This is a genomic window from Amycolatopsis sp. NPDC088138, assembly GCF_044741685.1.
In the GTDB taxonomy this organism is placed as follows: domain Bacteria; phylum Actinomycetota; class Actinomycetes; order Mycobacteriales; family Pseudonocardiaceae; genus Amycolatopsis.
The window spans coordinates 1,004,632-1,030,876 of record NZ_JBIUTB010000005.1 but is presented as its reverse complement, the minus strand read 5'-3'; the positions used below and the strand labels follow the sequence as shown (position 1 = coordinate 1,030,876).

The window sequence follows — 26,245 nt, the reverse complement described above, 5'->3', positions numbered from 1 at the left end:
GGCTCACCCGCGAGGAGTGCTCACCACGTCGCCGGCCCGGCGACGTGGACCGGGGTGAAGACCACCGGCAGGCTCTCCAGCCCGCGCATCCACACCGACGGCCGCCACACCAGGTTTTCCGCCGGGACGGCCAGTTCCAGGTCCGGGAGCCGGTCCAGCAGCACCTCGACGGTGGTGCGGGCGATGACCTCGGCCACCTCCGGCGCCGGGTACGGGCAGCCGTGCTCACCGTGGCCGAACGACATGTGCGCGTGGTTGCCCAGTGCACCCGCCGCCGCGTCCGGGCGGGCGTGCGGGTCGGCGTTGCCGGCCGCCAGGCCGAGCACCACCAGGTCACCCTGCCGCACGCGGACGCCGCTGAGCACGGTGTCGCGGGTCGCGAACCGCCCGATGAAGTTCTGCGTGGGCGTGTCGTGCCACAGCACCTCGTTGAGGGCCTGGCCGACACTCCCCCGGCCGCCCGAGAGCGTCATCGCGAACCGGCTGTCGGTCAGCATCAGGCGGATGGTGTTGCCGATCCAGCTCGCCGTCGGCTGCTGCGCCGCGGCGGTCACCACGAGCAGGTCCTGGACGACCTCGTCGTCGGTCAGGTTCGCCGGGTGCTGCATCATCGCCGTCGGCACGTCCGCGCCCGGCTGCTCGCGCTTGGTCGCCACGAGCCGTGCCATGGCCTCCTGCACCCGGACGTACGCCGGCAGCGCCTCGGGGCCGACGTCCAGGGACAACGCGACGTCGCGCACCAGCGCGGGCGCCTCCGAGTCGGGCATGCCGTACATCTTCGCGAGCGCGAGCAGCGGCGCCTGCTGGGAGAACGAGGCGATCAGGTCGGCTTCGCCGGAACCCGCGAACTCGTCGACCAGCCGGTCCGCGATGCGTTCACAGTGCGCGCTGAGGTCGAACTGGTCGACCGCGGACAGCGCGTCGCCGATCGCGCCGGCCCGCCTCCGGTGTTCGGCGGCCTCGGTGAACATCACCGACGGGTTGTGCATCACGTACGGCAGCAGGGGCCAGTCTTCCGGGACGTTGCCCCACTGGTTCCAGCGGCGGGTGTCGCGGGCGAACAGCTGCGAGTCCTGGCAGACCTGGTGGATCTCGCGGTAGCCGGTCAGCAGCCAGGCGGGGATGTCGCCGTCGAGCAGGACGGGGACCACACCGCCGTACTGCCGCCGGATCCGGGCGTACAGCGCGGCGGGATCCTTCTGGAACTCGGGTCCGTACAACCGGATCCGGTCCGCGGCGGGGATCGTCTCCGCCGGGGTGCTGGTCTGGAAACCGGTCACGATGCGCCCTCCCGGACTGTGGACAGGGTGTAGAGGTGGTCGACGAGCGAGATCAGCACCTGCTTGGACGAGTCCCGGTCGCGGGCGTCGCAGTCGACGAGCGGCACCCCGTCGGACAGGTCGAGCGCGGCGCGGACGTCGTCGAGGCTGTGCTTCGGCGGGCCGAAGTTGTTGCGCGCCACGATGAACGGCGTCCCGTGGTGCTCGAGCCGGTCGATCGCGTACCAGGATTCGGCCAGCCGCCGGGCGTCCACGAGGACGACGGCGCCGAGGGTGCCGGCGAAGAGGCTGTCCCAGAGGAACCAGAACCGTTCCTGGCCTGGCGCGCCGAACAGGTAGAGCACCAGCTGCTCGTCGAGGCTGATCCGGCCGAAGTCGAAGGCCACCGTGGTGGTCGTCTTGCCCTGCACGCCCCGCGTGTGGTCGACGCCGATCCCGGCCTGGGTCATCGTCTCTTCGGTGCTCAGTGGCCGGATTTCGCTGACCGACCGGACCATCGTCGTCTTCCCGACGCCGAAGCCGCCGACGATGACGATCTTCAGGCCGTCGGTCGCCGTCTCGGCGAGAGGGAGCCGTTCGTCGTGTTCAGAGATTGCGGAGTCCAACGAGCACCTTCTTGAGGAATTCCGAGTCGGAGGTCCGTCCCGCGGCCTGGGCCGAAGACGGATGTCGGGCGGACACCTTGCCCGTGGCCAGCAGGTCCGCGAGCAGGATCTTGATCACGCTCACCGGCAGCGCCAGGTACGACGACAGCTCCACGACGGACGTCGGCCGCGCGGCGATTTCGAGGATCCGGACGTGCTCGGACTGCATGCCCGCCGACGGCTGCGACTCCCGGACGATCAGCGTCACGAGATCGAGGTCGATGTCGTCGGCACTGCTGCGCCCGCCCGTGACCGTGTAGAGCCGGTCCGGGTCCTCCCCGTCGAGCGCCGAGCGGGTCACGAAGCCGGGTTGTCGGCCGCCGTGAAGCGCGGCGGGGCGGTGAAGACCGAGCCGATCTGCTCCACCAGCTCGTCCATGTTGTGCCCGATCAGGCCGACGTCGGCGTCCTCGGTGGCGATCACCGCCAGGTGCGACCCGACACCGGCCTCCACGATGAACAGGATCCCGCCGTGGAACTCGGTCATCGAGTTGCGCACGCCGCCGGTGCCGTCACCGAACTCGACCGACGCGCCGTGCGCCAGCGCCTGGACGCCGGCGGCGATCGCGGCCAGCTGGTCGGCGCGGTCGACGGTGAGCCCCTGGGTGTGGCAGAGCTTCAGGCCGTCGCGGGACAGCACGAGGGCGTGACAGGCGCCGGCCGTGTTGGCCACGAGGTTTTCGAGGAGCCATTCGAGGCTCTTGTCCGAATCAGTCATCGAATCCGGGGACCGGGCTGGCGGGTCCCCTCGCTCCAATCTGGCGGGGTGCGGATGTACGGGCCGGGCGGCGGGTCACGCGTCCTCGCCGGTGTCCGCCGGCGAGGCGGCGTGGCGGGACGGGGTGGCCCCGCCGCTGCGCCGTTGCTGGAAGGCGCCGAACCGGGAGCCGGAGTCACGCTCGGCCCGGGCGGGGCTCGGCGTGGGTGACGGCGGCCGGCGCGACGCGGCGGTCAGCGTCTGCCCGCGCGAGCGTTTCGGCAGTTCGGACGGCTCGGTCAGGTCGCCGGCGATCTCGTGGCTCGTGTCGGGTCCGGGCCAGGCAACAGCGGCACTCGCGACCGGCTGCTGCTGCTCCGCGTCCGGCAGCGCTTCCGGCCGGGGCTGCGTGATCAGCTGCGTCGGGATGCGCATGACCACCCCGATCCCGCCACGCGAGGACGGCCGGAAGAAGACGTGCAGCTGGTGCTTGCGCGCCAGGGAGCCCACGACCGCGAGCCCGAGCCGGGTCCCCGACATCGACGTCAGGTCGAGCGGCTGGTCGAGCGACACCGCACGCTCGGCGCGGACGAGGGCCTGCGCCTTCATCCCGAGGCCGCCGTCCTCGATCGTGATGACTGCCCCATTGTGCAGATCCTCGACATAAACGTGCACTTCTTCCGACGGTGCCGAGAACTTCGTGGCATTGTCCATCAGTTCGGCGAGCGCGTGCATGACGTCTTCCGCGGCATAACCGACAACGGCCACCCCGCTCGCGGAATGCACCCTGACCCGCTGATACGCGCCGATCCGGCCGAGCGCACCGCGCAGAATGCTCTCCATCCGGATCGGTTTCGTCCAGCGGCGGCCCGATCGCGCGCCGGTGAGCACGGCGATGCTGTCGGCCAGCCGGCCCGCCTGCGCGGTGCTGTGGTCCACTTTCAGCAGATCCCCGAGCATCGCGTCGGACGACCGGTTCTCCATTTCGCGCAGGTCCCCCAGGGTGCTGGTCGCCAGTGCCTGCAGCCGGCCCGCGGCGTTCGCGCAGGCGGCCGTCGCGGCGGCGCGGCGGCGTTCCCCGACGGCGATTTCGTCGACCAGGAGCCGCAAAACGCGCTGGTGGAGCTCGTCCGCGGGGCGCGGGACCTCGGCGAGCACGCTGTCCGCGGGCGCGCCACCGCGCAGCCGCCGGACCGCGTCGGGCACCGTCTGCTCGAGCAGCCGGGCCAGTTCACCGTCGCTGAACCGGACGAATTCCCGTGCCTGCCGGGCTTCGTCGAGCGCGGCCTGCGTCTGCTCGGCCGCCTGCGCGACCTGATCGGTGCGGCGCAGCGCGAAGAACACCGCGACACACGCGACGATCGCGGTGACCCCGCCCGCGATCGCGACGAAAATCCCCTGACCACCGGAAACCGACAAGGACACCCAAGTCCAGATCGCGGCGGCGACGACAGCGGTGACCAGTACCCCGATTACGGCCCGGCCGACTGACTGGCGTTCTTCCCGATGCTGTGCGGGCGGTCGTTCCGACATCCGCTCCACTTCCTCGAGTCCGATTGGTGCCCGAACACTACTCGGTTTGCCGACCGAGATCACGAACAGGTTTCACTTCGTTCCCGGGCGCGTTCGGCCGTGATCCGCATCGACGTCTTCGACGACGGGGTGGATTTGCCCTTGCGCGGATTCGAATACCCGGGTTACCGCATTCCGGGTGCCCGGTTCAGTGCTCCGGCAGCTGACGGCGTTCGCGGAGGCGGGCCAGATCCTCACGCATGTCCGTGGGCAGCAGTTCGGCCATCTGCTCGGGCCGCAGCGGCAGATCGAGCAGGCTGAGCTTGACCCGGCTGCGCCGCGCGTGCCGGCCGGGATCCAGGCGGACGACCTGGGCCGCGTCCGGGCGCAGGGTCGCCGTCAGCGGGGTGGCGGGATCCAGGGGCCGCCAGGCGTTCCCGTCGACGCGCAGCACCGGCGGGGCGCTGCGGGCCGCGCCACGCAACGTGACGACGTCGCGGGCGGGCAGCACGATCGAGCGGCTGACGCCCGACATCGACGCGACCGGCGTCACCGCGAGCACTTCCGCCGCCGGGGAGATCACCGGACCGCCGGCGGCGTAGTTGTAGGCGGTGGAGCCGGTCGGGGTGCTCAGGATCAGCGCGTCACAGCGGTAGTAGCCGAACTGCGCGCCGTCGACCAGCAGGTCGACCTCCACCGTCGCGCCGGGCTCGGCCCCGCCGACGACGACGTCGTTGAACGCGACCGCGGCCGCGTCGCCCACCTCCAGCGCGATGCAGCTGTGCGGCTCGACCTCGAAGTCCCCGGCGTGCACCCGCTCGAGCGCGGCGGCGAGCTCGGGCGGCGCGATCTCGACCAGGAACCCGACGTTGCCGTAGTTCACCCCGAGCACCGGCACCGGCCGCTCGACGGCCAGCCGCATCGCGCCCAGCATCGTCCCGTCGCCGCCCAGGCTGACGACGGCGTCCACCCCGGCCGCGAACTCGGCGTCGGACACCACCGCCGCACCGGGCCCGACCTGCGGGGCATCGGTCTCCCGAACGACCAGCTCGACGCCGCGCCGCTGCGCGAAGGAGACCAGCACGTCGACCGACTCGCGCACCGGCTTCCGCGGGTGCGCCACAACGCCGACACGGGTGATCTCGGAACTCGCCATGATCCCCATTCTGGCCGCCCGGCGCCCGCCACGCCCGGCGTGCCCGCCGCGGTAACCGACCACCAAAGGTCCAGACATCGGTTCTTTACGTGGTGTCATGAGTCTGCTACAACTGCTTAACAGGGCTCTAGCAGGGATACAGACCAGCTACTTCGAGGCCGATCACTCAAGATCCGATCGATTCATCATATCTCTGCCCGAGGTCCGCGAGGTGTACGTCCATCCGCCATCGAGGTCGGGGAGTGCCGCCCGTGCTGACGACGACCGTTCGACGCCTGTCCACCACATTCGCCGTCGCCGTGCTGGTGGGTGCCGTGCTCACCGTCCCCGTGGCCGTCGCCGCGCCCGGCGACGCCGCCTTCTCCTCCTCGGCCGGCCGCCTCGACGTGGACTACGCCGGTTACCTGGCCAAACACGACATCGTCTACAACCGGCCGAACACCAACCCGGCCTACGGCCTGACCGTCGGCAACGGCCGCACCGGGGCGATGGCCTGGCAGGCGAACGGCCTGACCATGCAGGTGTCGAACGTCGACGCCTCGCAGCAGACCGCCTTCGGCGCCGGCCTGGTCAACCTGGCCACCACCCCGGCGATGGACTCCGGCTACAGCACCTACCAGCAGCGGCTGTCCCTCTACGACGGGACGCTGACCACGAAGTACGACAGCAACCGCACCGTCACGGTCATGGGTCAGCCCGGCTCCGAGGTCATGGGCATCCACGTCGACGACACCCGCGGCGGGGTGAGCGCCGTGACGCTGGAGCTGTCGCTGTGGGACGTCGCGAACCTCGGCAACAGCGGCGACGTGCCGGACATCACCACCTGGCGCCAGGTTTCCAGCTACGCCGACGCGTCCGGCGCCGGGTTCAGCCGCGGCCAGACCGACGCGCAGAAGTTCGGCTACACCCTCGCGGCCACCGTCGAGGGCGCGAACTACAGCGCTTCGGTCGTCAACAACAGCCGCGTGCGCCTCACCATCACGCCGACCTCGAGCTACACCGTGTGGTTCACCGCCAGCACCCGGCTCAACGCCCCCGGCAACAACTCCGTCACCCAGGCGAAGAACGCGCTCAACGCGGTCAAGGCCGCCGGCTACCAGAGCACCTACACGGCGTACCGGAACTGGTGGCACAACTTCTGGAGCAAGTCCTTCGTCCAGTACGGCGGGCTCGGCGGCGACGCCGACTACCTCGAGAACGTCTACTACCTCTCGACGTACCTGATCGCCGCCGGCGGTTACGGCAACTACCCGTACCACTTCATCAACGGCGTCTTCCGCGCGACCGGTGACCAGACGAAGTGGAGCAACGCCTACTGGTACTGGAACCAGCGCGACGTCTACAACTCGTTCCTCGCCTCGAACCACACCGATCTGATGAACACCTTCAACAACCTCTACAGCCGCAACTACACCGCGTTGAAGTCGTACACCCAGACGCGGTACGGCGTCGACGGGCTGTGGGTGCCGGAAACCATGGGCTGGGACGGCAACGCGCGCGGCACCGTCAACAGCGACTACACCAAGAACATCCTCTCCACCGGGTACGAAGCCGCGTACAACATGTACCTGCAGTACCGCTACACCAACGACGACAGCTACCTGCGGAACGTCGCGTACCCGTTCATCCGGGAGACCGCCAAGTTCTACTCGCGCATGCTTTCCGTCGACGGCAACGGCAAGTACTACATGGCCAATTCGAACGCCCACGAGACGTACTGGAACGTCCCGAACGCGATCACCGACTTCGCCGCCGTGCGCAGCATCTTCCCCATCGCCATCCAGGTTTCCCAGCAGCTCGGCGCCGACGCGAGCCTGCGCCCCGAATGGCAGCGCGTCCTCGACAACCTCGTCGCCTACCCGCAGCAGAACGGCGCGTACCAGCCGCACCAGCCGCCGCTGGCCCAGACGCGCAACGGCGAGAACGTCGCGTCGGAGCTGATCTGGCCCTACAACGTCACCGGCATCGGTGCCGGCGACTACCAGACCGCGCTGAACACGTGGAACAGCCGGCCGTTCCCCTACGGCAACGTCTGGGCCAACGACGCCGTGCAGGCCGCGCGGCTCGGCCTCGGCGACCAGACGTTCACCGGCATGAAGCGGATGCTGCAGCAGTACCAGAACTACCCCAACGGTTTCACCAGCAACACCAACGGTGTCTTCGAATACCACGGCGTCAACCTCTCCGCGATGAACGAGGCGCTGCTGCAGTCGTACAACGACAAGATCCGCGTCTTCCCGGCCGCGCCCGCGAACTCGTCGTTCGTCGGCAAGTTCACGCTGCTGGCGAAGAACGGCTTCCTCGTCAGCTCCGAACGCGAAGCGAACGAGACGAAGTACGTCGGCCTGCGCAGCCAGTGGGGGGCGACCGCCCGTGTCGTCAACCCGTGGAGCGGGCAGCAGGTCCGCGTGCGGCGCACGTCGGACAACACGACCGTCCTGACCACCACCGCCGCGGAGTTCGAGTTCCCGACGACCTCGGGGGCCACGTACGTCGTCGAACGCACCGCGAAGCCGCTGACGTCGTACTCGGCGACGCGGCTGACCGGCAGCCCGAACCAGGGCGCGAAGGCGTTGAGCGGCACGGCGTCCACCCTCGGCCTCAATGCGAGCGGCGGCGGTCTCGTCAACGACACCGACGTCAGCTACGACGGCAACTGGTTCCCCACCACCAACCGCGGCTACGGCGACTACAACGACGACACCCACCACTCGACCGTCGTGGGCGCGACGGCGACCTACTCCTTCACCGGAACGGGCATCCAGTACCTCTCCGAACGCAACGGCGACATGGGCACGGTCGAGGTCTACCTGGACAATGCGTTGCAAGCGACGGTCGACCTGCACGCCGACGGCGCCCGGCAGGTGCAGCAGGTGGTCTGGCAGAAGAGCGGCCTGGCCTCGGGGCAGCACACCCTCCGGATCGTCAACCGCAGCACGTCCGTCGGCATGATCGACGCCCTGCGCGTGACGTAGGGAGAATCCTGTTGCCCGGCAAGGGTCCGGGCCTGAGGTAGGGTCCGGCCGTGACCCGAGCCTCGGATGCCGAGCGGCCGGCGGCCGGCCGGCGTGGACCGGCGCCCACCGGGCGGCCGACCATGCGCGACGTCGCGTCGGCCGCTTCGGTGAGCGTCAAGACGGTGTCGCGGGTGGTGCACAACTACCCGTTCATCAGCGACGACGTGCGGGGCCGCGTCCAGGCCGAGATCCGCAGGCTCGGGTTCCGGCCCAACAGCAACGCCGTCGGGCTCCGGCGGACCGACCGGCCCGCGGGCGGCATCGGCGTGCTCGCCGCGGACCTGGCCGACCCGTTCTACGCCGGGATGCTCAGCGCGATCGAACAGGTCGCCACGGCGCGGTCGTTCACCACCCTCGTCGCCAGCTCCGACGAGGACCCCGCGCGCGAACGCGGGCTGCTCGGCACGTTCGTCGAGCGCCGCCTCGACGGGCTCATCGTGGTGTCGGCCGACCGCCGCCACGACCACCTGCGCCAGGAGCTGGACGTCGGCACGCGGATGGTGTTCGCCGACCGCCCGCCGCAGCGGCTGCCGGTGGACTGCGTGCTGGCCGCGCACGCCGAGGGCGCCGGGCAGGCCGTGACGCACCTGCTCGGGCAGGGTCACCGCGCGATCGCCTACGTCGGCCACTCCCCCGTGATCCACACGGCGCGCGAGCGCCTGCGCGGCTTCCGAGCCGCGCTGACCGAGGCGGGCCTCGAACCACACGCGGTCCGCACGGACGCGGTCGACGCCGCGGCGGCGCACCGAGCCGCCGCCGAACTGCTGGCCACGCCCGACGCCCCGACGGCCCTGTTCGCGGACAACCCGCGCCTCGTCGGCGGCGTGGCCCGCGCGATCGCCGAGTCCGCCGCGCCACGCACGGCACTGGTCGTGTTCGACGACTCGGAGCTGGCCCAGGTGCTGGGCGTGACGGTGGTGGCGCAGGACCCCCGCGAGCTGGGCAAGCGGGCGGCGGAGCTGCTGTTCGCTCGTCTCGATGGCGACCGCTCACGGCCGCGGCGGGTGGTCCTGCCGACCACGCTGGTGCCGCGTGGCTCCGGCGAGGGTCTCGGGGTCGCGCTGCGCTCGGCCGGGCGCTGAGCCCAACGCCTCAGGGCGGCCTTGGTTGCGTCTCGCACACCGAAGGCCACCTTGGGTTCTCGGGGACACGCTGCGCTCAGCCAGGTACTGAGCCGAACGCCCCAAGGCAGCCTTGGGTGCGTCAGAGGCACCGAAGGCCACATCGGGTCTCGGGGTCACGCTGCGCTCCACCGGGCGCTGAACCGAACGCCCCAAGGCAGCCTTGGGTGCGTGAGACGCACCAAAGGCCACCTTGGGTGCGTCTCGCACACCGAAGGCCACATTGGGTCTCGGGTCGCACCGCGCTTGACCAGGCGCTGAACCGACGCCCCAAGGGCGACCTTGGTTGCGTCACACGCACCCAAGGCCGCCTTGGGTGCATCTCACGCACCGAAGGCCACCTTGGGTCTCGGGTCGCACTGCGCTCGGCCAGGCGCTGAGCCCAACGCCCCAAGGCCGCCTTGGTTGCGTCCCACGCACCGAAGGCCACCTTCGGTGCGTCACACGCACCGAAGGCCACATTGGGGCGTTCGCCAACCCGCACCGGACAGTGGTTCTGTCCAGTCCTGGCCATTGACAACGCTGACAATGGCGACCGAGACTGGGCCGCGTTGCCAACGTTGTCAATCGGCACGTCGGCGCCTGCCCGCCCGATCTTCGAGGGAGCCCGTCGTGGCCGTTTTCCGCCGCCGCCTGGTCCCGTTCGCCGCCGTTCTTGCGGTGGCCGCCGCGACGACCGCGGCTCCGGCCGCCAGTGCCGCGCCGTCGTCGTTCCGGACCTCCTTCGAGGCCGCCGACCCGGCGCCGACCTGGCAAAACACTCCCGAAAGCCCCGCACACGGCGTTGTCCCGGGTATCGCCGAGGTCACCCCGGCCGCGGTCACGGGGTCCGGCACCGAGCCCGCCGACGCCGCCAAGGCCACCGACCACAATCCCGCCACCACCTGGCAGGTGCCCGCGCCGAAGGGCACGCTGACCGCCGACCTGACAAACACCGTCACCACCTACACGCTCACCGCGGCGGGCGACAGCCCCGCCCGCGATCCGCGCGCCTGGACTCTGCAGGGCTCCACCGACGGGACGCGCTGGCAGACCGTCGACGACCGCCGCGACCAGGACTTCACCCAGCGCGGCCAGACCCGCGTCTTCGCCGTCGCGCACCCGGGCGCCTACCGGCACTACCGCCTCGCTGTCACCGCCAACCACGGCGACGGCACCCTCCAGCTCGCCGAAATCGCCCTGGGCACGCAAAGCGCACCGGGCATGACGGCCGAGGTAGGTGACGGGCCCGCGGCCGGGCCGACCGTCAAGCCCCACCTCGGCTTCACCGGCACCCACTCGCTGCACTACGAGGGCTGGCAGCCCGGCGCCCGCGGCACCGCGACCGACAAGCTCTACGACGTCGGCGTGCCGGTCCGCCGGAACACGCAACTGTCCTATGTGGTCTTCCCCGAGTTCACCGGCAACGACACCGCCTACCCGAGCACCTACGTCGCCCTCGACCTCGCGTTCACCGACGGGTCGCGGCTGAGCGGGCTGCCCGTCACCGACCAGAACGGCGTCCGCCTCACCGCCGGCGAGCAGGGCACGGCGAAGACGCTCCACACCGGGCAGTGGAACCAGGTCACCGCCGACCTCGGCGCGGTCGCGGCGGGCAAGACCGTCGACCGCGTGCTGCTGACCTGGGCCGGGCCGGGCGCGCCCGCGCACTTCGCCGGCTGGGTCGACGACGTCGTGATCGCCGACGCCCCGGCCGGCTCGTGCGCCGACCGGCACCTGACCGAGTGCGCCGTGACCACCCGCGGCACCAACTCCTCCGGCGACTACTCGCGCGGCGCCACCATCCCGGCCACCGCGCTGCCGCACGGCTTCAACTTCTGGTCGCCGGTCACCGACGCGTCCTCCACCGGCACGATCTACCAGTACCTGCGCGACAACACCCCCGCCGGGCGCCCCGCGATCCAGGCGTTCTCGGTCAGCCACGAGCCGAGCCCGTGGGTCGGCGACCACCAGACGTTCCAGGTCATGCCGTCCACTTCGGACACTCCCGCGTCAGCAGATCGGACACAGCGGGCCCTGACTTTCAGCCACGACAACGAGTCCGCGCGACCGGACCGGTACGGCGTCACGTTCGACAACGGCCTGAGCACCGAGATGACACCCACCGACCACGCCGCTGTCCTCCGGTTCAAGTTCCCCGCAGGCGGCGACAGCCTGATCTTCGACAACGTCGACAACCGCGCGGCCGTCACCGTCGATCCCAAAACCGGCACCGTCACCGGATACTCCGACGTCAGCGGCTTCTGGGGCGCACCGCGGATGTTCGTCTACGCCACCTTCGACCGCCCGATGACGGCGTCCGGCTCCCTGACCGGCGGCAGCGGCAACGGCGCGTTCGCGGGCTTCTCCCTCGGCCACGACCGGACGCTGACCATGCGCGTGGCGACGTCTTTCCTCAGCGTCGACCAGGCAAAACACAACCTTGAACTGGAAGTCGGCAGCCGCGGCTTCGACCAGGTCCGCGCCGACGCGCAGCGGACGTGGGACCGGCAGCTCGGCGTGATCACCGTGGACGGCGCCACGCAGGACCAGCTCACCTCGCTGTACTCGAGCCTCTACCGGCTCAACCTGTACCCGAACGAGCTGGCCGAGAACACCGGCAGCGCCGCGAAGCCGGACTACCGCTACGCCAGCCCCTACTCCCCCAGTGCCGGCGCGAACACGCCCACGACCACCGGCTCCACGATCAAGGCCGGCCAGCCGTACGCCAACGAGGGCTTCTGGGACACCTATCGCAGCGCCTGGTCGCTGAACTCGCTGCTCTACCCGAGCCAGACCGGCAAGATGATCGACGGCTTCGTGCAGCAGTACCGTGACGGCGGCTGGCTCGGCCAGTGGACCGCGCCGGGTTACCTCGGCTTCAGCGGCACCAGCTCGGACGTCGCGATCGCCGACGCCTACCTGCGCGGCGTCACGAACTTCGACGTCGCCTCGGCCTACGAAGCCGCGGTGAAGGACGCGATGGTGCCCTCGTCCGGGCTGACCGGACGTCCCGACGTGCCGCGTACGACCTTCCTCGGCTACACGCCGTCCGACACGGGCTCGAGCGCGTCGGCGTCGCTGGAGGACTGGATCGCCGACTACGGCATCGCGCAGATGTCGTTGAAGCTGTACCAGACGAGCAAGCCGAACGACCCGAAACGCGACGAATACCTGACCAACTACCACTACTTCACCGACCGCTCCGGCAACTACGCGAAGCTGTTCGAACCGAAGACCGGGTTCTTCCAGCCGAAGACCGCCACGGGTGACTGGGCGCACGCGGCCGGGACGTACAACCCGCTCGACTGGAACGCGGGTGACTACACCGAAGGCAACGGCTGGACGTACGCCTTCTCCGTGCCGCAGGACGGTGCCGGCCTCGCCGCGCTCCACGGCGGCCGCGCGGGGCTCGCGACCAAGCTCGACCAGTTCTTCGCGACGCCGGAGACCGCGCAGTACGGCGGTGGCTGGGGCGGGCCGTACCACGAGATGTTCGAGGGCCGCGACGACCAGTTCGGCCAGTGGGCGTTCAACGACCAGCCCGCGATGCACGTGCCCTACATGTACGACTACGTCGGGCAGCCGTCGAAAACCGCGGCGCTCACCCGGGCCGCGCTCGCGCGGTCGTTCACCGGCAGCGCCATCGGCCAGGGTTACCCCGGTGACGAGGACAACGGCTCCATGTCGGCGTTCTACGTGATGAACGCCCTCGGCTTCTACCCGCTGCAGAGCGGTTCACCGACGTTCGCGGTCGGCTCACCGCTTTACGACCGGGCCACCATCCACCTGGAGAACGGCCGCACGCTGGTGCTCGACGCCCACGGCAACTCCGCGCGCAACGTCTACGTGCAGGCGATGAGCGTCAACGGGCGCCCGACGAGCCACACCTGGCTGAGCCACGACGACCTCGCGCACGGCGGCCGGATCGACTTCGTCATGGGCCCGCGGCCGTCGGCCTGGGGCACCGGGCCGCAGGACGCGCCGCCGTCCGCAACCGGCGACCCGCAGCAGGACTTCACCGGACCAGGCACGTCCACTGTGGACGCCCTGGTGGACAACACTTCCGCGACCGTCGCCGACCTGCCCGCGGCCGGCAGCGTCACCTTCACCCTGCCCGCCGCGCACCGCGTCGAGCAGTACACGGTGACCGCGGGCACGGCCGCCGGGAGCGATCCGGCGGCGTGGACGCTGTCCGGTTCGGCCGACGGCACCCACTGGACCACCCTCGACCGGCGGCAAGCCCAGACGTTCGCGTGGCGCCAGGAAACCCGGGTCTTCACACCCGCCCAAGCCGGAACCTTCAAGTACTTCAAGCTCGACCTCACCGCCGCGCCCGGCGCGACCAAGACGTCCGTCGCCGAAGTCGAACTGCTCGGTCACCGCTGACCACCTAAGGAGCGACTCATGAAGTACCGCCGCACCCTGGCCCTGTCCGCCGCCGTCACCGCCTCCCTCGCCCTCGCCGGACCCGCCGCGGCGACCGTCCGTCCACTCCGGATCGTCGGCGCCACCGCCGACACGGCGCTCACCCAGCGGTGGCAGGACTTCGGCCGCCGCCCCGGAGTCGGCTGGGCCGCGGCCGACGGCACCTACTCGACACGGCTGCCGTCCGGATTGGACGTCTGGCTGTACAACGACACCTTCTTCGGACCCGTGCGCGCCGACGACAGCCTGCCGGAATCCTCGCCGTTCACGCACAACTCGGCCGTACTGTCCACACCGGACGCGAAGCACATCCTCACCACGATCGCGCCCGGCCCGCCGGGGCACCCGAAGTCCCTCGTCGGCCCGACGCCGGACAGCCCGGGTGAGCCGAACGACTACTGGTACTGGAACGGCGACGGCATCGTCGACGGCGGAAAGCTGCGGGTGATCGAGTTCGAGCAGGCGCCGACCGACGACCCGCCGCCGTTCAACTTCGCCTGGACCAAGACGAAGCTCGCGACGCTCGACCCGTACACGTTCCGGCTGGAGAAGCTCACCGACGTGGCCTCGGTCGGCAACGTCCAGTGGGGCACCGAGCTGACGCGCGACGGCGCGTGGACCTACATCTACGGCGTCGAGGGCGAAGGCTTCACGAAGTACCTGCACGTCGCGCGCGCCCCGATCGGCCGGCTCGACGGGCCGTGGCAGTTCCGGACCGCGGACGGCTGGACCGCCGACCCGGCGGCGTCGGCGCGGCTGCTCGGCAACGTCGGCAGCTCCTTCGGCGTCACGCCGGTGGGCGGCGAGTACCTGCTCACGACGTTCGGCTCGGGCCTCGAGAGCACCATCCACGCCTACCACGCGACCAGCCCGGTCGGCCCGTTCACCGGCGGCGAGACGATCTACACCGCGCCCGAGGCCGGGAACGGGCGCTACACCTACAACGTCGCTGCGCACCCCGAAATCAGCAAGCCCGGGGAGCTCGTCATCTCCTACAACACCAACAGCGAGAAGCTGGCCGACCTCTACGCGAACATCGACAACAACCGCCCCCGGTTCGTCGACCTCAAGCTCTCCCGATAGGAGCCCCGACCGTGAGCGGTTTGTCCCGTCGCACGTTCCTGCAGTCCAACGCCGTCCTGCTCGCCGCCCTCGGGGTGCCGGCCGCGCTCCCCGCCGTGGCCGAAGCCCAGCAGGCGACCGACCTGGCCCGCTATCGGCCGGTGACGGTGTCCTCCACGGCGTACGCGCCGACGCCGGCGTGGTTCGCCGTGGACGGCCTGGCCGAGACCGGCGTGAAGGGCTCGGGCTGGCGGGCGGGCGCGGGTGATCCCCAGTGGATCGCCGTGGACCTGCAGGCCGCCTGCCGGATCGAGTCGGTGGTGCTGGTGTTCGAGGCGACCGCCGCGGACCCGGTGTTCACCCCGGCGTCCGGGATCAACCCGTTCCTGAACACCACCGGCTGGGAGGTGCTGTCCAGCTCCGCAGTCGCGTTCACCCTCGACGTCTCGGCCGACGGCCGCACCTGGCAGACGGTGCACACCGCCGCGGACTCCCCCGGCGGCCGCGTCGAGATCGCCCTCCAGAAGCCGGTCACGGCCCGCTGGGTGCGGCTCACCGCGAAGCAGCAGGCGAACGCGAACCCCTTGGGCGTCAACGCCTTCGAGGTGTACGGCCGGTCCGACCACCCGCGGCCGGACGCCACCGGCTGGACCGACTGGGGCCGGCACACCACCCGGCCGCCGGCCCTGCAGACGGCCGCGGACGGCACGGTCGCGCTCGAGTCGGGCTGGACCCTGACCATGGACTCGCGGCTGCCGTCCGCCGACGGTGCCGCGCTCGCCCGCGCCGGTGTCGACACGTCGACCTGGCTGCCCGCGACCGTGCCCGGCACCGTGCACACGTCGCTGGTGGAGCAGGGCAAGCTGCCGGAGCCGACGTCCGGGTTCGGCAACATGCGCGCCCCGGAAGCGCTTTCGCGGCACAGCTGGTGGTACCGCCGCGAGTTCGCGCTGCCGCGCGGGTTCGACGCCGGCCGCCGCGTCTGGCTGGAGTTCGACGGGATCGACCACCACGCCGAGATCTGGGTCGACGGGACCGCCGTCGGCTCGCTCACCCACCCGGTGGCGCGCGCCGCGTTCGACGTCACGAGCGCGTTGCACGGCAAGGACGCGCACGCGCTGGCCGTGCGGATCGACCCGATGCCGCACCCGGGCAACCCCGGCGACAAGGGCCCCGACGGCGTCTCGACGTTGAACTCCAACGCCGAGCAGCAGGACCTGCCCGGGTACATCTCGATCAGCGGCTGGGACTGGATGCCCGGCGTCCGCGACCGCGGCGCCGGCATCTGGAACCACGTCCGGCTGCGCTCGACCGGTGACGCCGTGCTCGGCGAACCACGCGTCGACACCCGGCTGCCAAACCTGCCGGACACGTCGGTCGCCGAGGTGACGCTGGTCGTGCCCGTGCGCAACGCATCGACGACGGCCCGGACCGTGACCGTCGCCGCGGAGCTGACAGGCGCCCGGGTGAGCCGCCGCGTGAACCTCGCCGCGGGTGCGTCCCTCGACGTCACGTTCACCCCGGCGACCGACCCGGCGTTGCGGCTGCGACGTCCGGAACTGTGGTGGCCCAACGGGTACGGCGATCCGAAGCTGCACCCGCTGACCACCACGGTGAGCGTCGGCAACCAGGTCAGCGACCGCCGGACCGTCCAGGTGGGACTGCGGCAGTTCGGTTACACCGCGACCCAGCCGATCGTGATCGACCCGGCCACGGGCCACTCCCAGCCGCAGACGGTGGAGTTCGACCGGACCACCGCGCGGTACCTGCGGATCCAGGGCGGGAAACGCGCCACCGGTTACGGCATTTCGCTGTGGACGCTGTCCGTTGTGGACGGTTCCGGGCCGGACCTGGCCCCGGGCAAGACCGCGACCGCGTCGTCGGAGGACAACGGGAACGACCTCGCTTCCAACGCCGTGGACGGGCGGGACGACACGCGCTGGTCGTCGGGTTACTCCGACAACCAGTGGATCCAGGTGGATCTGGGCGCGGCGACGGCGTTCGACCACGTGGTGCTGACCTGGGAGACCGCCTACGCGCTGACCTTCACCGTGCAGGTCTCCGACGACGGCGCGACCTGGACCGACCTCAAGAAGGTCAGCAACTCCGGCACGCCGCTGCAGATCAGCGTCAACGGTGTGCGGGTGCTGGCCAAGGGCGGCAACTGGGGCTTCGACGAGCTGCTGCGCCGGGTGCTCCCCCACCGGATGGCCGACGCCGTCGCGCTGCACCGCGACATGAACTTCACGATGATCCGCAACTGGGTCGGCTCCAGCAACCGCGAGGAGTTCTTCGCCGCCTGCGACGAGAACGGCATCCTGGTGTGGAACGACTTCTGGGCCGGGGACGCGATCTTCCCGCCGGACAACGACGTCTTCCTCACCATCGCGACGGACACGGTCGTGCGCTACCGGCACCACCCGTCCATCGTGGTCTGGTGTGCCACCAACGAGAGCGACCCGCCCGCCGCGATGGACGCCGGGCTGCGGAAGATGCTCGCGGTGCAGCAGCCGGAACTGTGGTACCAGGGCAACTCAGCGGGCGGCGTCGTCACCGGGCACGGGCCGTACTCGTGGATCGACCCCGCACGCTACTTCGACGGTGACACCTATTCGATCGGCAGTTACGGCTTCCACAGCGAAATCGGCCTGCCGACCGTGCCGGTCGCGGAGAGCATGCGGCGCCTGGCGGCCGACCAGCCGTCGTGGCCGATCGGCGACGTCTGGTTCCACCACGACTGGTGCACCCGCGGCGGCCAGAACCCGGACACCTACCGCGGCGCGATCGAGGACCGGTTCGGGCCGGGGACCTCGCTCGACGACTTCTGCGCGAAGGCCCAGCTCGTCAACTACGAGAGCATGCGGGCGATCTTCGAGGCCTACAACGCGGCGTTGTGGGACGACGCGTCGGGCGTGCTGCTGTGGATGTCGCACCCGGCGCACCACAGCACGGTCTGGCAGACCTACGACTACGACCTCGACACCAACGGCAGCTTCCACGGCGCACGCAAGGGGTGTGAGCCGCTGCACGTGCAGGCGCGGCTGTCGGACTGGCAGGTGCACGCGGTCAACCAGACCGCGCGGAACCTCGACGGCGCCACGGTGCACGCCGAGCTGGTCGACCTGCGCGGACGCTCGCTCGGCACGCCGGTGACCGCGCCGGTGTCCGTGCCCGCGTCCTCGGTGAAGGCGGCTTTCACCGTGCCGTTCACCGCCGACCTGCCGGCCCTGCACCTGCTGCGCCTGCGCCTGGTCGGGCGGGACGGCGCCGAGCTGTCCCGCAACGTCTACTGGCGCTACCGCACCCCGGCGGACGCGAAGGAGCTGACCAAGACCCCCGCCGACGTCACCCTGCACGCCGGCCCGATCCGCCGCGACGGCGACCGTAGCGAAGCCGTCGTGACGTTGCGCAACACCGGCCGCGTCGTCACCGCGGGTGCCCGCGTTTCGGCCCGCGACGCCCGCACCGACGAGCGCGTCCTTCCCTTGAGCTGCAGCGAAAACTACCTCTGGCTGCTCCCCGGCGAGACGGCCACGGTGACGGTGTCGTGGCCGTCCCACGCCCTCCCGTCGGGCCGCCCGCGATTCGTGGTGGAGGGGCTGAACGTCCCGCGCCGCACCAGCTGAGGCTCAACCCGCGGTACGGTGCCGCGTGCGCAGAAGCCCCGTGGTACTCGCGTTGTCGGTTTCGGTGCTGGTGAGCGGCTGCGGGGGCGAACCCGCCGCGCCGTCACCAGCACCACCGGCACCGCCGCCCGCGGTGACCACGACCGCGGCCGCGGCCACATCGACGACATCGACGACGTCGACCAGCGCGAGCGCACCGGCCACGCCGGGCAACTGCGGCTTCACGCTCAACCTGGGCACCGGCGCGGCCACCACCACCGGCGACCAGCCGCAGATCACGCACACCAAGGACGGGCTGTTCGTCGGCTGCGCCGGCGGGCAGCTGCTGCAGCTGCGGGGCGACCGGGACACACCCGCGCTGGCCGTCGATTTCGCGGGCAAGCAGACCCGGCTGACCCAGGGCAACGCCGCGGTCGTCGGGCCCTACCGGTTCACCCTGCTGGAGCAGTCCGGCAACGGCGGCCGGCAGCTCGGGTTCGAGCTGACGAAGAGCTGATCAACCCCGCAGGACACGATCGAGGGCCGCCCGGCCCGCGGGTCCCCAGTGCGGCTTGCCGCCGGGAAGGCCCCGGTCCCCGTTCTGCCCCATGAGCATCAGGAACAGGCTCTTCAGCGCGGCCAGCCCGCGGGCGCGCCGGATCGCCGCCTCGTCCGCGTGCGCGTACCGGTCGAAGAACCGGGCGGCCGTGCCCGCGGGGAGCAGTACCCACGCGGCGGCGAGGTCCCACGCCGGATCGCCGGCGAACAGGTCACCGAAGTCGACGACACCCGAGAGCGTTCCGTCCGAGACCACGACGTTCGCGGGGTGGAGGTCGCCGTGCACCCACACCGGCGGGCGATCCCACGCCGGGGCCGCGACGGCGTCGTCCCAGACGGCCCGGACGTCGGCGGCGACGTCGTCGGGGGCGACGGCCTGGACGAAGTTCTCGAAGCCGCCCGTGCAGTCCCGGGGATGGGCACCGCGGTCCGTGGCCACCGGCGCCTCGGCGGGTGCCGGCACGTGGAGCGCCCGGAGGAACTCCGCCAGGGTGTCGGCCGCGTGGGTACCGCGGCTGATCGAGACGTGGTCGAGCGGCTCGCCGGGCACCCACGTCATCACGGTCCAGTGTTTCGGGAACCGCTCGGACGGTGCGCCGGACCGCACCGGGGTCGGCACCGGGAGCGGCAGCAGCGGGGCCAGCACCGGCAGCCAGCGCCGTTCCTTGAGCTGGAGCTCCGGGGTGGGGTCCATCCGCTGCATCCGCACGGACAGCTCGTCCCCCAGCCGCCACATCCGGTTGCCCCACCCGCCCGCCACTTCACGGATGGCCAGCCCCGCGAGGTCCGGATGCTGCTCCCGCAGCAGGTCACGGACCAGGTCCGCGGTGATCTCGAGCTCGGTGCCGGTCATGCGACCTCACAGTACCGAGAAGGCTCTCGTCGCCGAGGTCGTCAGAAACTTTCCATCCGTCACCCGAAAGGGTTACCGTGAAGCTCTCTGGAGGGAGCTTGACCCCATGAACCGTGTGACGCGCAGGAGGACTCTGCTGGCCCTGGTCGCCGTCGCGGCGCTGGCGGGGTCCGCGGCCGCCGCCCCCGAGGCCGGCTTGACGCCCCGGCAGCTCGCCGGCCAGCGGGTGATCTACTCCTACCCCGGCCTCACCCCACCGGACGCGCTCCTGCAGCGCATCCGCGCCGGTGAAGCGGCCGGCGTCATCTTCTTCGGGGAGAACATCCAGAGCAGCCAGCAGATCGCCGGGGTCGTGCAGCAGCTGCGCGCCGCGTCGGCGCAGAGCCCGGTTTCCGCTCCCCTGCTGCTGATGACCGACCAGGAAGGCGGCCAGGTGCGCCGGCTGCCGGGTGAGCCCGCCCTGTCGGAGAAGCAGGTCGGGCAGGCGGCCGATCCGGTGGCCGCCGCGACCACCGCCGGCCGCGGTGCGGGCTACACGCTCGCCGCGGCCGGGATGAACGTCAACCTGGCGCCGGTGCTCGACGTCTACCGGCAGCCCGGCGACTTCATCGACCAGTACGGCCGCTCCTACAGCAACGACCCGGCCGTCGCCGGCCGCCTGGGCGCCGCGGACATCACCGCGCAGCAGGCCACCGGCGTCGCGGCGACCGCCAAGCACTTCCCCGGCCTGGGCTCGGCCCCGGCGGGCGCGAACACCGACACGGCGCCGGTGACGCTGAACGTGCCCCTGACCGAGCTGCGCGCGACGGACGAGGGACCGTACTCGTCGGCGATCCAGGCGAGGGTGAACCTCGTGATGCTGTCCTGGGCCGTCTACCCGGCGCTCGACGCCGGGCGCCCGGCCGGGCTCTCCCCCACGGTCATCCAGCAGGAACTGAGGCAGCGCAACGGTTTCGGCGGCATCACCATCACCGACGCGCTGGAGGCCCGCGCGCTCGCCGGCTACGGGACCACCGGCAACCGCGCGGTGCTGGCGGCCGGCGCGGGCATGGACCTCATCCTGGCCTCGGCCCGCGACGTCGCCCAAGGCGACAGCGCGGCCGACGCCCTGGCCACCGCGCTGGGCAACGGCACCCTGTCCGCCGCGGACTTCACCGCCGCGGTCGACCGGGTCTCCGACCTGCGGAGCCAGCTGCACTGACCACCGGCGTACAGGGCGTTATACGGCTGCTCGTCGCCCGGGCGCTATTCCGCGCTCCGGCTGCGCCACGCCGCTTGCATCGCTTCCTCGCGCCGGGCGAACTGGGCGTCCCGCCGCGCCTGCCACACCGACAGGGACACCATCCGGGTCACCAGGAGCTGGTCGGGCGCGTGGTCGTTCGCGGCGTCGGCCACCTCGAGCCCCGCCGCCGTGAGGATCTTCCGCATCGCCACGGACATCGCCTCGCCGATCGCGGACGTCAACCGCCCGAACGCCGCGCACTCCGCACCCTCCTGGTGCGGGTCTTCGGCCCACGCCTCCTCCAGCGCGTCGAGCAGGACCACGTGCTCGCACCAGCCGACCGCGACACCGCGCAAATCCGGCACGTCGACCTTCACGACCGCACCGGCGGCGCCGATCGGCTCTTCCCCCGGCATCACGGGCAATCCGGCGGCCGCCAGCTCGGCCTGGACGACGTCGCGCAGGACCTCCAGCTGAGACCGCAGATCCGGCTCCGGCTCAGCAGGTGTCTCCGTCATACCGCCATCCTCACAGACATCGGAGAACGGCGGGGCTCATCCGCGCTCCGCGAGCACGTCCCCCCACCAGCGCTGCGCGACCTCCGGGTGCGACCGCAACCAGCCGACCAGCGCGTTCTCCCCGTACGTCGCGTGCAGCGGGTTGTCCGCGTCCTCACTGACACCCTTCGCGTCCACCGCCAGCTCCGGTGGCAGCCGCAGCGGTTCGACGACCGCGTCGAGGCGGGGACCGAGGAAGAACGGCACCGAGAACCGCTCGACGCCGGCCGGCGGGCTGACCACGCGGTGGCGGGTGGCGGTCAGGTAGCCCTGGGTCGCGATCTCCAGCATTTCGCCGATGTTGAAGACAAAACTGCCGGGAATCGGCGTGGCGTCGAGCCAGCTGCCGTCGGCCGCCTGGACCTGCAGGCCGCCGACCTCGTCCTGCTGCAGCAGCGCCAGGTAGCCGTAGTCCTTGTGCGCGCCCACACCCTGGTCCTGCTCGGCCGAGGGCCGTCCGGGGTAGCGCAGGATCTTCACGTGCGTGGAGGCCTCTTCGTCGAACCACGCGTCGAAGTAGTGCTCGTCCTGGCCCAGGGCCGCGGCCAGCGCGCGGAGGACTTCGCGGCTGACGCGCAGCGCTTCGGCCTGCCATTCCAGGGTGGTTTCCCGGAGTCCGGGAAGGGTTTCCGGCCACTGGTTGGGACCGATGAGCCGTTGCCACGCCGGGCCGCCGGGCGCGACCGGGTCGCGTTCCGGGCCGATGTCGATCTGCTCCCGCCAGTCCGGCGCCCCGCCGGTGTACTCGTGACCGGTTCGCGTGTAACCCCGGAACTGCGGGGAGCGGATGTTCTCGATCGCCAGCCGTTCGTCGAGCGGCAACGCGAAGAACTCCCTTGCCGCGTCGAAGATCCCGGTGGTCAGTCGCTCGGGCACACCGTGGCCGACGACGTAGAAGAAGCCGACTTCGTGCGCGGCGTGGCGCAGTCCGGCCAGGAACTCCGCGCGGTCCTCGGCGGGGTCGCGGAAGCGCGAGAGGTCGATCAGCGGCAGGGCGGTCACGTCCAGCAGCCTAAGCCTCCGGGACGGGCGTTCCCACATCGCGGACAGCCGGGCTTTCGCCGCCGGGAAACGCTTGCCCGGCAAGGAACTTCGTCAGCCGCGTGGTCGTGGTGGCCCGAGCAGGGTCTCGAGGGAGCCCGACGGCAGCTCGAGCACCTGCTCCAGCCCGGACAGCACGCGCAGCGACTCGGCGCGCTCGGGACGTCGGCGGCCCGACTGCCAGAGGCTGAGCGTGGGCACGCTGATCGAAAGCCCGCGCCGCGCGAGGCGGTGGCGGATGCGGTCCAGCGACAGCCCGCGCGCGACGATCGCCGCCCGCAGCGCGGCCGGGAACGGCCCGTGCGCGAGCAGGTGATCAAGGTCGGCCGGACCGTACATCGGGACTCCTCGGGACGGATCGGTCACGCTCATCCGGTTGCCGTGCACCGAAAGTAAGAACGCGTGCGTGCGGTGTCAACGTTGTCCGGATCATGAACGTCCGTCACCCGCCCAGGTCGATCCGGTACCGCAGCACGGCACCACGCTCGGTGAGGACTCCGCCGTGGTGTTCGATCGTCTTCCTCGACGCGGCGTTGCCGGCCGCGCAGACCAGCACCACCCGGTCCATGCCGAGCGACCGCGCCTCGTCGAGCATCCGGCCCAGCGCCCACGTGCCGAGCCCGCGGCCACGCGCGGCCGGCCTCAGGCCGTAACCGATGTGGCCGGCCAGCCGCACCAGCTCGCCGGACCCGTGCCGGAGCGCGATCCCGCCGAGCACCACGTCGTCGTCGACGATCCACCGGTACCGGGTCCCGCCGTCGCCGGCCAGGCGCGCGATCCAGGCCGCGAAGCCGGCCGGCGAGCCGACGTCGTCCTCGGGCCGCAGCCCGAAGCCGTCCTCGTGGACACCCGGCCCCCACTCCGCGTGCGCGTCCAGCCAGGCCTCACGCAACCGGGTGGTGGGCGTGATCAGTTCCCGCATGCCTGGACCTTCCCACCGCGCCCGGCCTCCTGCCGCTATTCTGCGCCGATGCGCGAAAGCTTTCACGGAGACCTGGCCCGGCTCGGCGAACAGCTGGGCGCGATGTGCGCACTGGCCGCCGAGGCCATGAGGCGGGCGAACCGGGCGCTGCTGACCGCCGACCTCCAGCTGGCCGAGGAGGTCCTGACCGCCGACGACCAGCTCGACCGGGCCCGCGAGGCCTGTGAAGAGCAGGCCCAGTCGCTGCTCGCGTTGCAGGCGCCCGTCGCCGGGGACCTGCGCACCATCCTCGCCGCGGTCTACTGCGCGGAGAAGATCGAGCGCATGGGCGACCTCGCCGCGCACGTCGCCGACGCGGCCCGCTTCACCCACCCCGACCACGCCGTGCCCGCCGAGCTCGAAGGCGTGTTCACCGAACTGGGTGAGATCGGGGCGGGCATGGCCGACCGGGTGGGCGAGCTGATCCTCGGCGACGCCGAGGGCGGCCACGCCGAGCTCGACGAGACCGACCACGCCGTCGACGCCCTGCACGCCCGCGCGCTGGCGGCGATCACGAAGGACGACTGGGCGCACGGGGTCCAGGCGGCCAGCAACCTAGCCCTGCTGGCCCGCTTCCACGAGCGGTTCGCCGACCAGGCGGTTTCGGTGGCCAAGCGGCTCGAATTCGCCGAAACCGGCCGGACGTCCACCACGTAGGCGCTCACCGGCCGAACAACACGCTTCGGCCCTGCCGCCGAAACCGGCCCGGCTTCCACCACGTGAGCGCCCCCTCACCCTCGGGCGGCCCCACGTCGTGCACCCAGCCGCACAACACACCACGGCACTGCCGCCGAAACCGGCCCGACCTCGACCACGCAGAGGCCGCTCACCCCAGGCCGAACGCCCCAGCCCGGCCAGCACCGCACCCTCCTGCGGCGTGTTCACCCGGCCGCACAACACGCCACGACAGCGCTGCCGAACCTGGCCGCTCCACCACCTAGGCGCCACTCACCCACGGCCGAACGACCCAACCCGGCCAGCACTGCGCCCTCCTCCGGCGCGTTCACCGCCGCACAACACGCCACCGCAGTGCCGCCGAACCACGTAAGGCCACTCACCCCAGGACCGAACGACCCAACCCGGCCAGCACCGCGCCCCCTCCGGCTCGTCCACCCGGCCACACAACACGCCACAGCAGTGCCGCCGAACCACATAAAGGCCACTCACCCCAGGACCGAACGACCCAACCCGGCCAGCACCGCGCCCTCCTCCGGCGCGTTCACCCGGCCGCACAGCACGCCACAGCAGTGCCACCGAACCAAGTAGAGCCACTCACCCCAGGATCGAGCGACCCAACCCCGTCAGCACCGCGTCGTCCTGTGGGGTGTGGACCCGGCTGCACAGCACGTCGCGGTAGTGGCGCTGCAGCGGGTTGCCGTGTGTCAGGCCTGGGTTGCCGGCCAGCGCCACCGCCTGCTCGACCGCCTCGATGAGCAACCGGGTGGCCAGCACCTTGGCGACCCCCGCGTGGGCGATCGCGGTCGCGTCACCGTCGTCCACCCGGGCGGCGAGGCCGAAGAGGATCTCCTGGGCGCCGGTGATCCGGGCGGCGATCTCCCCCGCGCCGGTCTGGAACCGCGGCAGCGTCGACAGGGGCTTGCCCAGCCCGCTCGGGACGCGCTCGCGCAGGAACCCGGCGAGCCAGTCGAGGGCATTCCTGGCCACACCGAGGTAAAGCGCCGGCAAGGCCAAGGGGAACGTGAGCACCGGCGGCCGCTGGGTGTCCGGTGTGGACAGTCCGGCGGTGGCCCCGGAAGGCACCGGCACGTCGGTGAAGATCACGTCGTGGCTCGCGCTCGCCCGCAGGCCGAGGTGGTCCCACGTCGGCTCGATCGTGATGCCCGGGGCGTCCGCGCGGACCAGGAACCCGCCGACCCGCGGCTCGGGCTCGTCGGTGCGGGCCCAGACGACCATCCAGCGCAGGCCCACCGAACCGGTCGAGTAGATCTTGCGGCCAGTCAGGCGCCAGCCGTCCGACGTCCGGCGGGCGATCGTCGCGGGCAGGCCGCCGCGGGTCGGTGAGCCCAGTTCGGGCTCCACGCGCAGCGCGTTGATCAGCACCGGCCGCTCCGCCGACTCCGCCAGCACCTCGCGGTAGACGTCGTCGGGCCACGACGGCGCGGTCGCCTGGCCGGCGTGGACGAACAGCGTCATCGCCGTGACCAGCGCGACCGACGGGTCGCCGCGGCCGAGTTCGGCGAGCAGGCGGGCCGTGTCGAGCACGCCCGCGCCCGGGCCGCCGTACCGCGGGTGCACGGTCGTCGTCAGCAATCCCGCCCGGTGCACCGATTCGACGCCCTCGTGCGGGAAGCTCGCCTCGCGGTCGTGCTCGCCGGCGCGCGCGGCCAGCCCGGCGACGATCGACGGCAACGCGGCCAGGTCGGGCGCGGGCACGGTGGCGACGCTCGTGGTCACGGGTTCCTCCGGAGGGGTCGGCTGCGGCGAGACGATAAGCCGTCCTGAGCGCCGGGAGCCAGAGGCGTCCAGCAAATGGACACCTCGACATGCTCAATTGACAGCGCGGGTGCTCGTGCCGTTCCCTGACGCCTGCGT

Annotated in this window: 20 protein-coding genes; 8 read left to right on the top strand and 12 right to left on the bottom strand. The window is 71.4% G+C overall.

The genetic code is table 11. The features are described from left to right. Positions 1-20: 20 nt before the first annotated feature. The 6 genes from ACIOD2_RS31280 to ACIOD2_RS31255 all read right to left on the bottom strand — a co-directional run bounded on the left by ACIOD2_RS31280 (position 21) and on the right by ACIOD2_RS31255 (position 5,288). Positions 21-1,280: a cytochrome P450 gene (locus ACIOD2_RS31280; RefSeq protein ID WP_400545883.1), complete on the bottom strand. Its 1,260-nt coding sequence runs from the start codon at positions 1,278-1,280 to the stop codon at positions 21-23. Further along, positions 1,277-1,885, bottom strand: a complete 609-nt coding sequence (locus ACIOD2_RS31275) for a GTP-binding protein (RefSeq protein ID WP_400545881.1) — start codon at positions 1,883-1,885, stop codon at positions 1,277-1,279. The genes ACIOD2_RS31280 and ACIOD2_RS31275 overlap by 4 nt, the downstream gene beginning before the upstream one ends. Beyond that, positions 1,866-2,225 (bottom strand): DUF742 domain-containing protein, encoded by a 360-nt coding sequence (locus tag ACIOD2_RS31270; RefSeq protein WP_400545878.1) that lies wholly within the window; start codon positions 2,223-2,225, stop codon positions 1,866-1,868. Before ACIOD2_RS31270 ends, ACIOD2_RS31275 begins: the two co-directional genes overlap by 20 nt. Continuing rightward, entirely contained in the window at positions 2,222-2,641 is a 420-nt protein-coding gene (locus tag ACIOD2_RS31265; protein ID WP_400545875.1) for a roadblock/LC7 domain-containing protein, read from the bottom strand. Before ACIOD2_RS31265 ends, ACIOD2_RS31270 begins: the two co-directional genes overlap by 4 nt. A gap of 75 nt (positions 2,642-2,716) precedes the next feature. Continuing rightward, positions 2,717-4,045 (bottom strand): sensor histidine kinase, encoded by a 1,329-nt coding sequence (locus ACIOD2_RS31260; RefSeq protein WP_400545872.1) that lies wholly within the window; start codon positions 4,043-4,045, stop codon positions 2,717-2,719. 295 nt (positions 4,046-4,340) lie between these two features. Next, positions 4,341-5,288 (bottom strand): NAD(+)/NADH kinase, encoded by a 948-nt coding sequence (locus tag ACIOD2_RS31255; RefSeq protein ID WP_400545869.1) that lies wholly within the window; start codon positions 5,286-5,288, stop codon positions 4,341-4,343. Positions 5,289-5,539: 251 nt separating this feature from the next. Here ACIOD2_RS31255 and ACIOD2_RS31250 point away from each other — a divergent pair, with 251 nt between their 5' ends. The 6 genes from ACIOD2_RS31250 to ACIOD2_RS31225 all read left to right on the top strand — a co-directional run bounded on the left by ACIOD2_RS31250 (position 5,540) and on the right by ACIOD2_RS31225 (position 19,017). Next, complete coding sequence (locus ACIOD2_RS31250) at positions 5,540-8,263, top strand: glycosyl hydrolase family 95 catalytic domain-containing protein (protein ID WP_400545866.1); 2,724 nt, start codon at positions 5,540-5,542, stop codon at positions 8,261-8,263. Positions 8,264-8,313: 50 nt separating this feature from the next. Continuing rightward, complete coding sequence (locus ACIOD2_RS31245) at positions 8,314-9,387, top strand: LacI family DNA-binding transcriptional regulator (protein WP_400545863.1); 1,074 nt, start codon at positions 8,314-8,316, stop codon at positions 9,385-9,387. A 651-nt stretch (positions 9,388-10,038) separates the two neighbouring features. Next, on the top strand, positions 10,039-13,794 hold the full coding sequence (locus ACIOD2_RS31240) for a GH92 family glycosyl hydrolase (RefSeq protein ID WP_400545860.1): 3,756 nt from the start codon (positions 10,039-10,041) through the stop codon (positions 13,792-13,794). 18 nt (positions 13,795-13,812) lie between these two features. After that, positions 13,813-14,916 (top strand): DUF5005 domain-containing protein, encoded by a 1,104-nt coding sequence (locus ACIOD2_RS31235; RefSeq protein WP_400545857.1) that lies wholly within the window; start codon positions 13,813-13,815, stop codon positions 14,914-14,916. A gap of 11 nt (positions 14,917-14,927) precedes the next feature. Beyond that, a complete protein-coding gene (locus ACIOD2_RS31230; protein WP_400545854.1) occupies positions 14,928-18,521 on the top strand; it encodes a discoidin domain-containing protein in 3,594 nt (1,197 codons plus the stop codon). Positions 18,522-18,546: 25 nt separating this feature from the next. Beyond that, positions 18,547-19,017, top strand: a complete 471-nt coding sequence (locus tag ACIOD2_RS31225) for a hypothetical protein (RefSeq protein WP_400545851.1) — start codon at positions 18,547-18,549, stop codon at positions 19,015-19,017. Here ACIOD2_RS31225 and ACIOD2_RS31220 read toward each other — a convergent pair whose 3' ends face one another. Continuing rightward, positions 19,018-19,911: a phosphotransferase gene (locus tag ACIOD2_RS31220; RefSeq protein WP_400545848.1), complete on the bottom strand. Its 894-nt coding sequence runs from the start codon at positions 19,909-19,911 to the stop codon at positions 19,018-19,020. It abuts the gene before it with no gap. A 106-nt stretch (positions 19,912-20,017) separates the two neighbouring features. Between ACIOD2_RS31220 and ACIOD2_RS31215 the strand changes: the two genes are divergently transcribed. After that, positions 20,018-21,112: a glycoside hydrolase family 3 N-terminal domain-containing protein gene (locus ACIOD2_RS31215; RefSeq protein ID WP_400545845.1), complete on the top strand. Its 1,095-nt coding sequence runs from the start codon at positions 20,018-20,020 to the stop codon at positions 21,110-21,112. Between the two features lie 44 nt (positions 21,113-21,156). Here the strand turns inward: ACIOD2_RS31215 and ACIOD2_RS31210 are convergent, their stop codons facing one another. The 4 genes from ACIOD2_RS31210 to ACIOD2_RS31195 form a co-directional block, all read right to left on the bottom strand. After that, on the bottom strand, positions 21,157-21,651 hold the full coding sequence (locus tag ACIOD2_RS31210; RefSeq protein WP_400545842.1) for a hypothetical protein: 495 nt from the start codon (positions 21,649-21,651) through the stop codon (positions 21,157-21,159). Positions 21,652-21,687: 36 nt separating this feature from the next. Beyond that, positions 21,688-22,692 (bottom strand): isopenicillin N synthase family dioxygenase, encoded by a 1,005-nt coding sequence (locus ACIOD2_RS31205; protein ID WP_400545839.1) that lies wholly within the window; start codon positions 22,690-22,692, stop codon positions 21,688-21,690. Between the two features lie 93 nt (positions 22,693-22,785). Beyond that, entirely contained in the window at positions 22,786-23,070 is a 285-nt protein-coding gene (locus ACIOD2_RS31200; protein WP_400545836.1) for a transcriptional regulator, read from the bottom strand. A 103-nt stretch (positions 23,071-23,173) separates the two neighbouring features. Then, positions 23,174-23,653: a GNAT family N-acetyltransferase gene (locus ACIOD2_RS31195; RefSeq protein WP_400545833.1), complete on the bottom strand. Its 480-nt coding sequence runs from the start codon at positions 23,651-23,653 to the stop codon at positions 23,174-23,176. A 48-nt stretch (positions 23,654-23,701) separates the two neighbouring features. Between ACIOD2_RS31195 and ACIOD2_RS31190 the strand changes: the two genes are divergently transcribed. Next, positions 23,702-24,349, top strand: coding sequence for a phosphate signaling complex PhoU family protein (locus tag ACIOD2_RS31190; protein ID WP_400545830.1), 648 nt, complete (start codon positions 23,702-23,704; stop codon positions 24,347-24,349). Between the two features lie 615 nt (positions 24,350-24,964). Here ACIOD2_RS31190 and ACIOD2_RS31185 read toward each other — a convergent pair. Then, complete coding sequence (locus ACIOD2_RS31185; protein ID WP_400545827.1) at positions 24,965-26,107, bottom strand: acyl-CoA dehydrogenase family protein; 1,143 nt, start codon at positions 26,105-26,107, stop codon at positions 24,965-24,967. Between the last annotated feature and the right edge of the window lie 138 nt (positions 26,108-26,245).

Bases quoted from the DNA above. Each gene is read 5' to 3' on its own strand.
- ACIOD2_RS31265 (WP_400545875.1), bottom strand. From the start codon at position 2,641: ATGACTGATTCGGACAAGAGCCTCGAATGGCTCCTCGAAAACCTCGTG.
- ACIOD2_RS31255 (WP_400545869.1), bottom strand. From the start codon at position 5,288: ATGGCGAGTTCCGAGATCACCCGTGTCGGCGTTGTGGCGCACCCGCGG.
- ACIOD2_RS31235 (WP_400545857.1), top strand. From the start codon at position 13,813: ATGAAGTACCGCCGCACCCTGGCCCTGTCCGCCGCCGTCACCGCCTCC.
- ACIOD2_RS31220 (WP_400545848.1), bottom strand. From the start codon at position 19,911: ATGACCGGCACCGAGCTCGAGATCACCGCGGACCTGGTCCGTGACCTG.
- ACIOD2_RS31215 (WP_400545845.1), top strand. From the start codon at position 20,018: ATGAACCGTGTGACGCGCAGGAGGACTCTGCTGGCCCTGGTCGCCGTC.
- ACIOD2_RS31210 (WP_400545842.1), bottom strand. From the start codon at position 21,651: ATGACGGAGACACCTGCTGAGCCGGAGCCGGATCTGCGGTCTCAGCTG.
- ACIOD2_RS31200 (WP_400545836.1), bottom strand. From the start codon at position 23,070: ATGTACGGTCCGGCCGACCTTGATCACCTGCTCGCGCACGGGCCGTTC.
- ACIOD2_RS31195 (WP_400545833.1), bottom strand. From the start codon at position 23,653: ATGCGGGAACTGATCACGCCCACCACCCGGTTGCGTGAGGCCTGGCTG.
- ACIOD2_RS31190 (WP_400545830.1), top strand. From the start codon at position 23,702: ATGCGCGAAAGCTTTCACGGAGACCTGGCCCGGCTCGGCGAACAGCTG.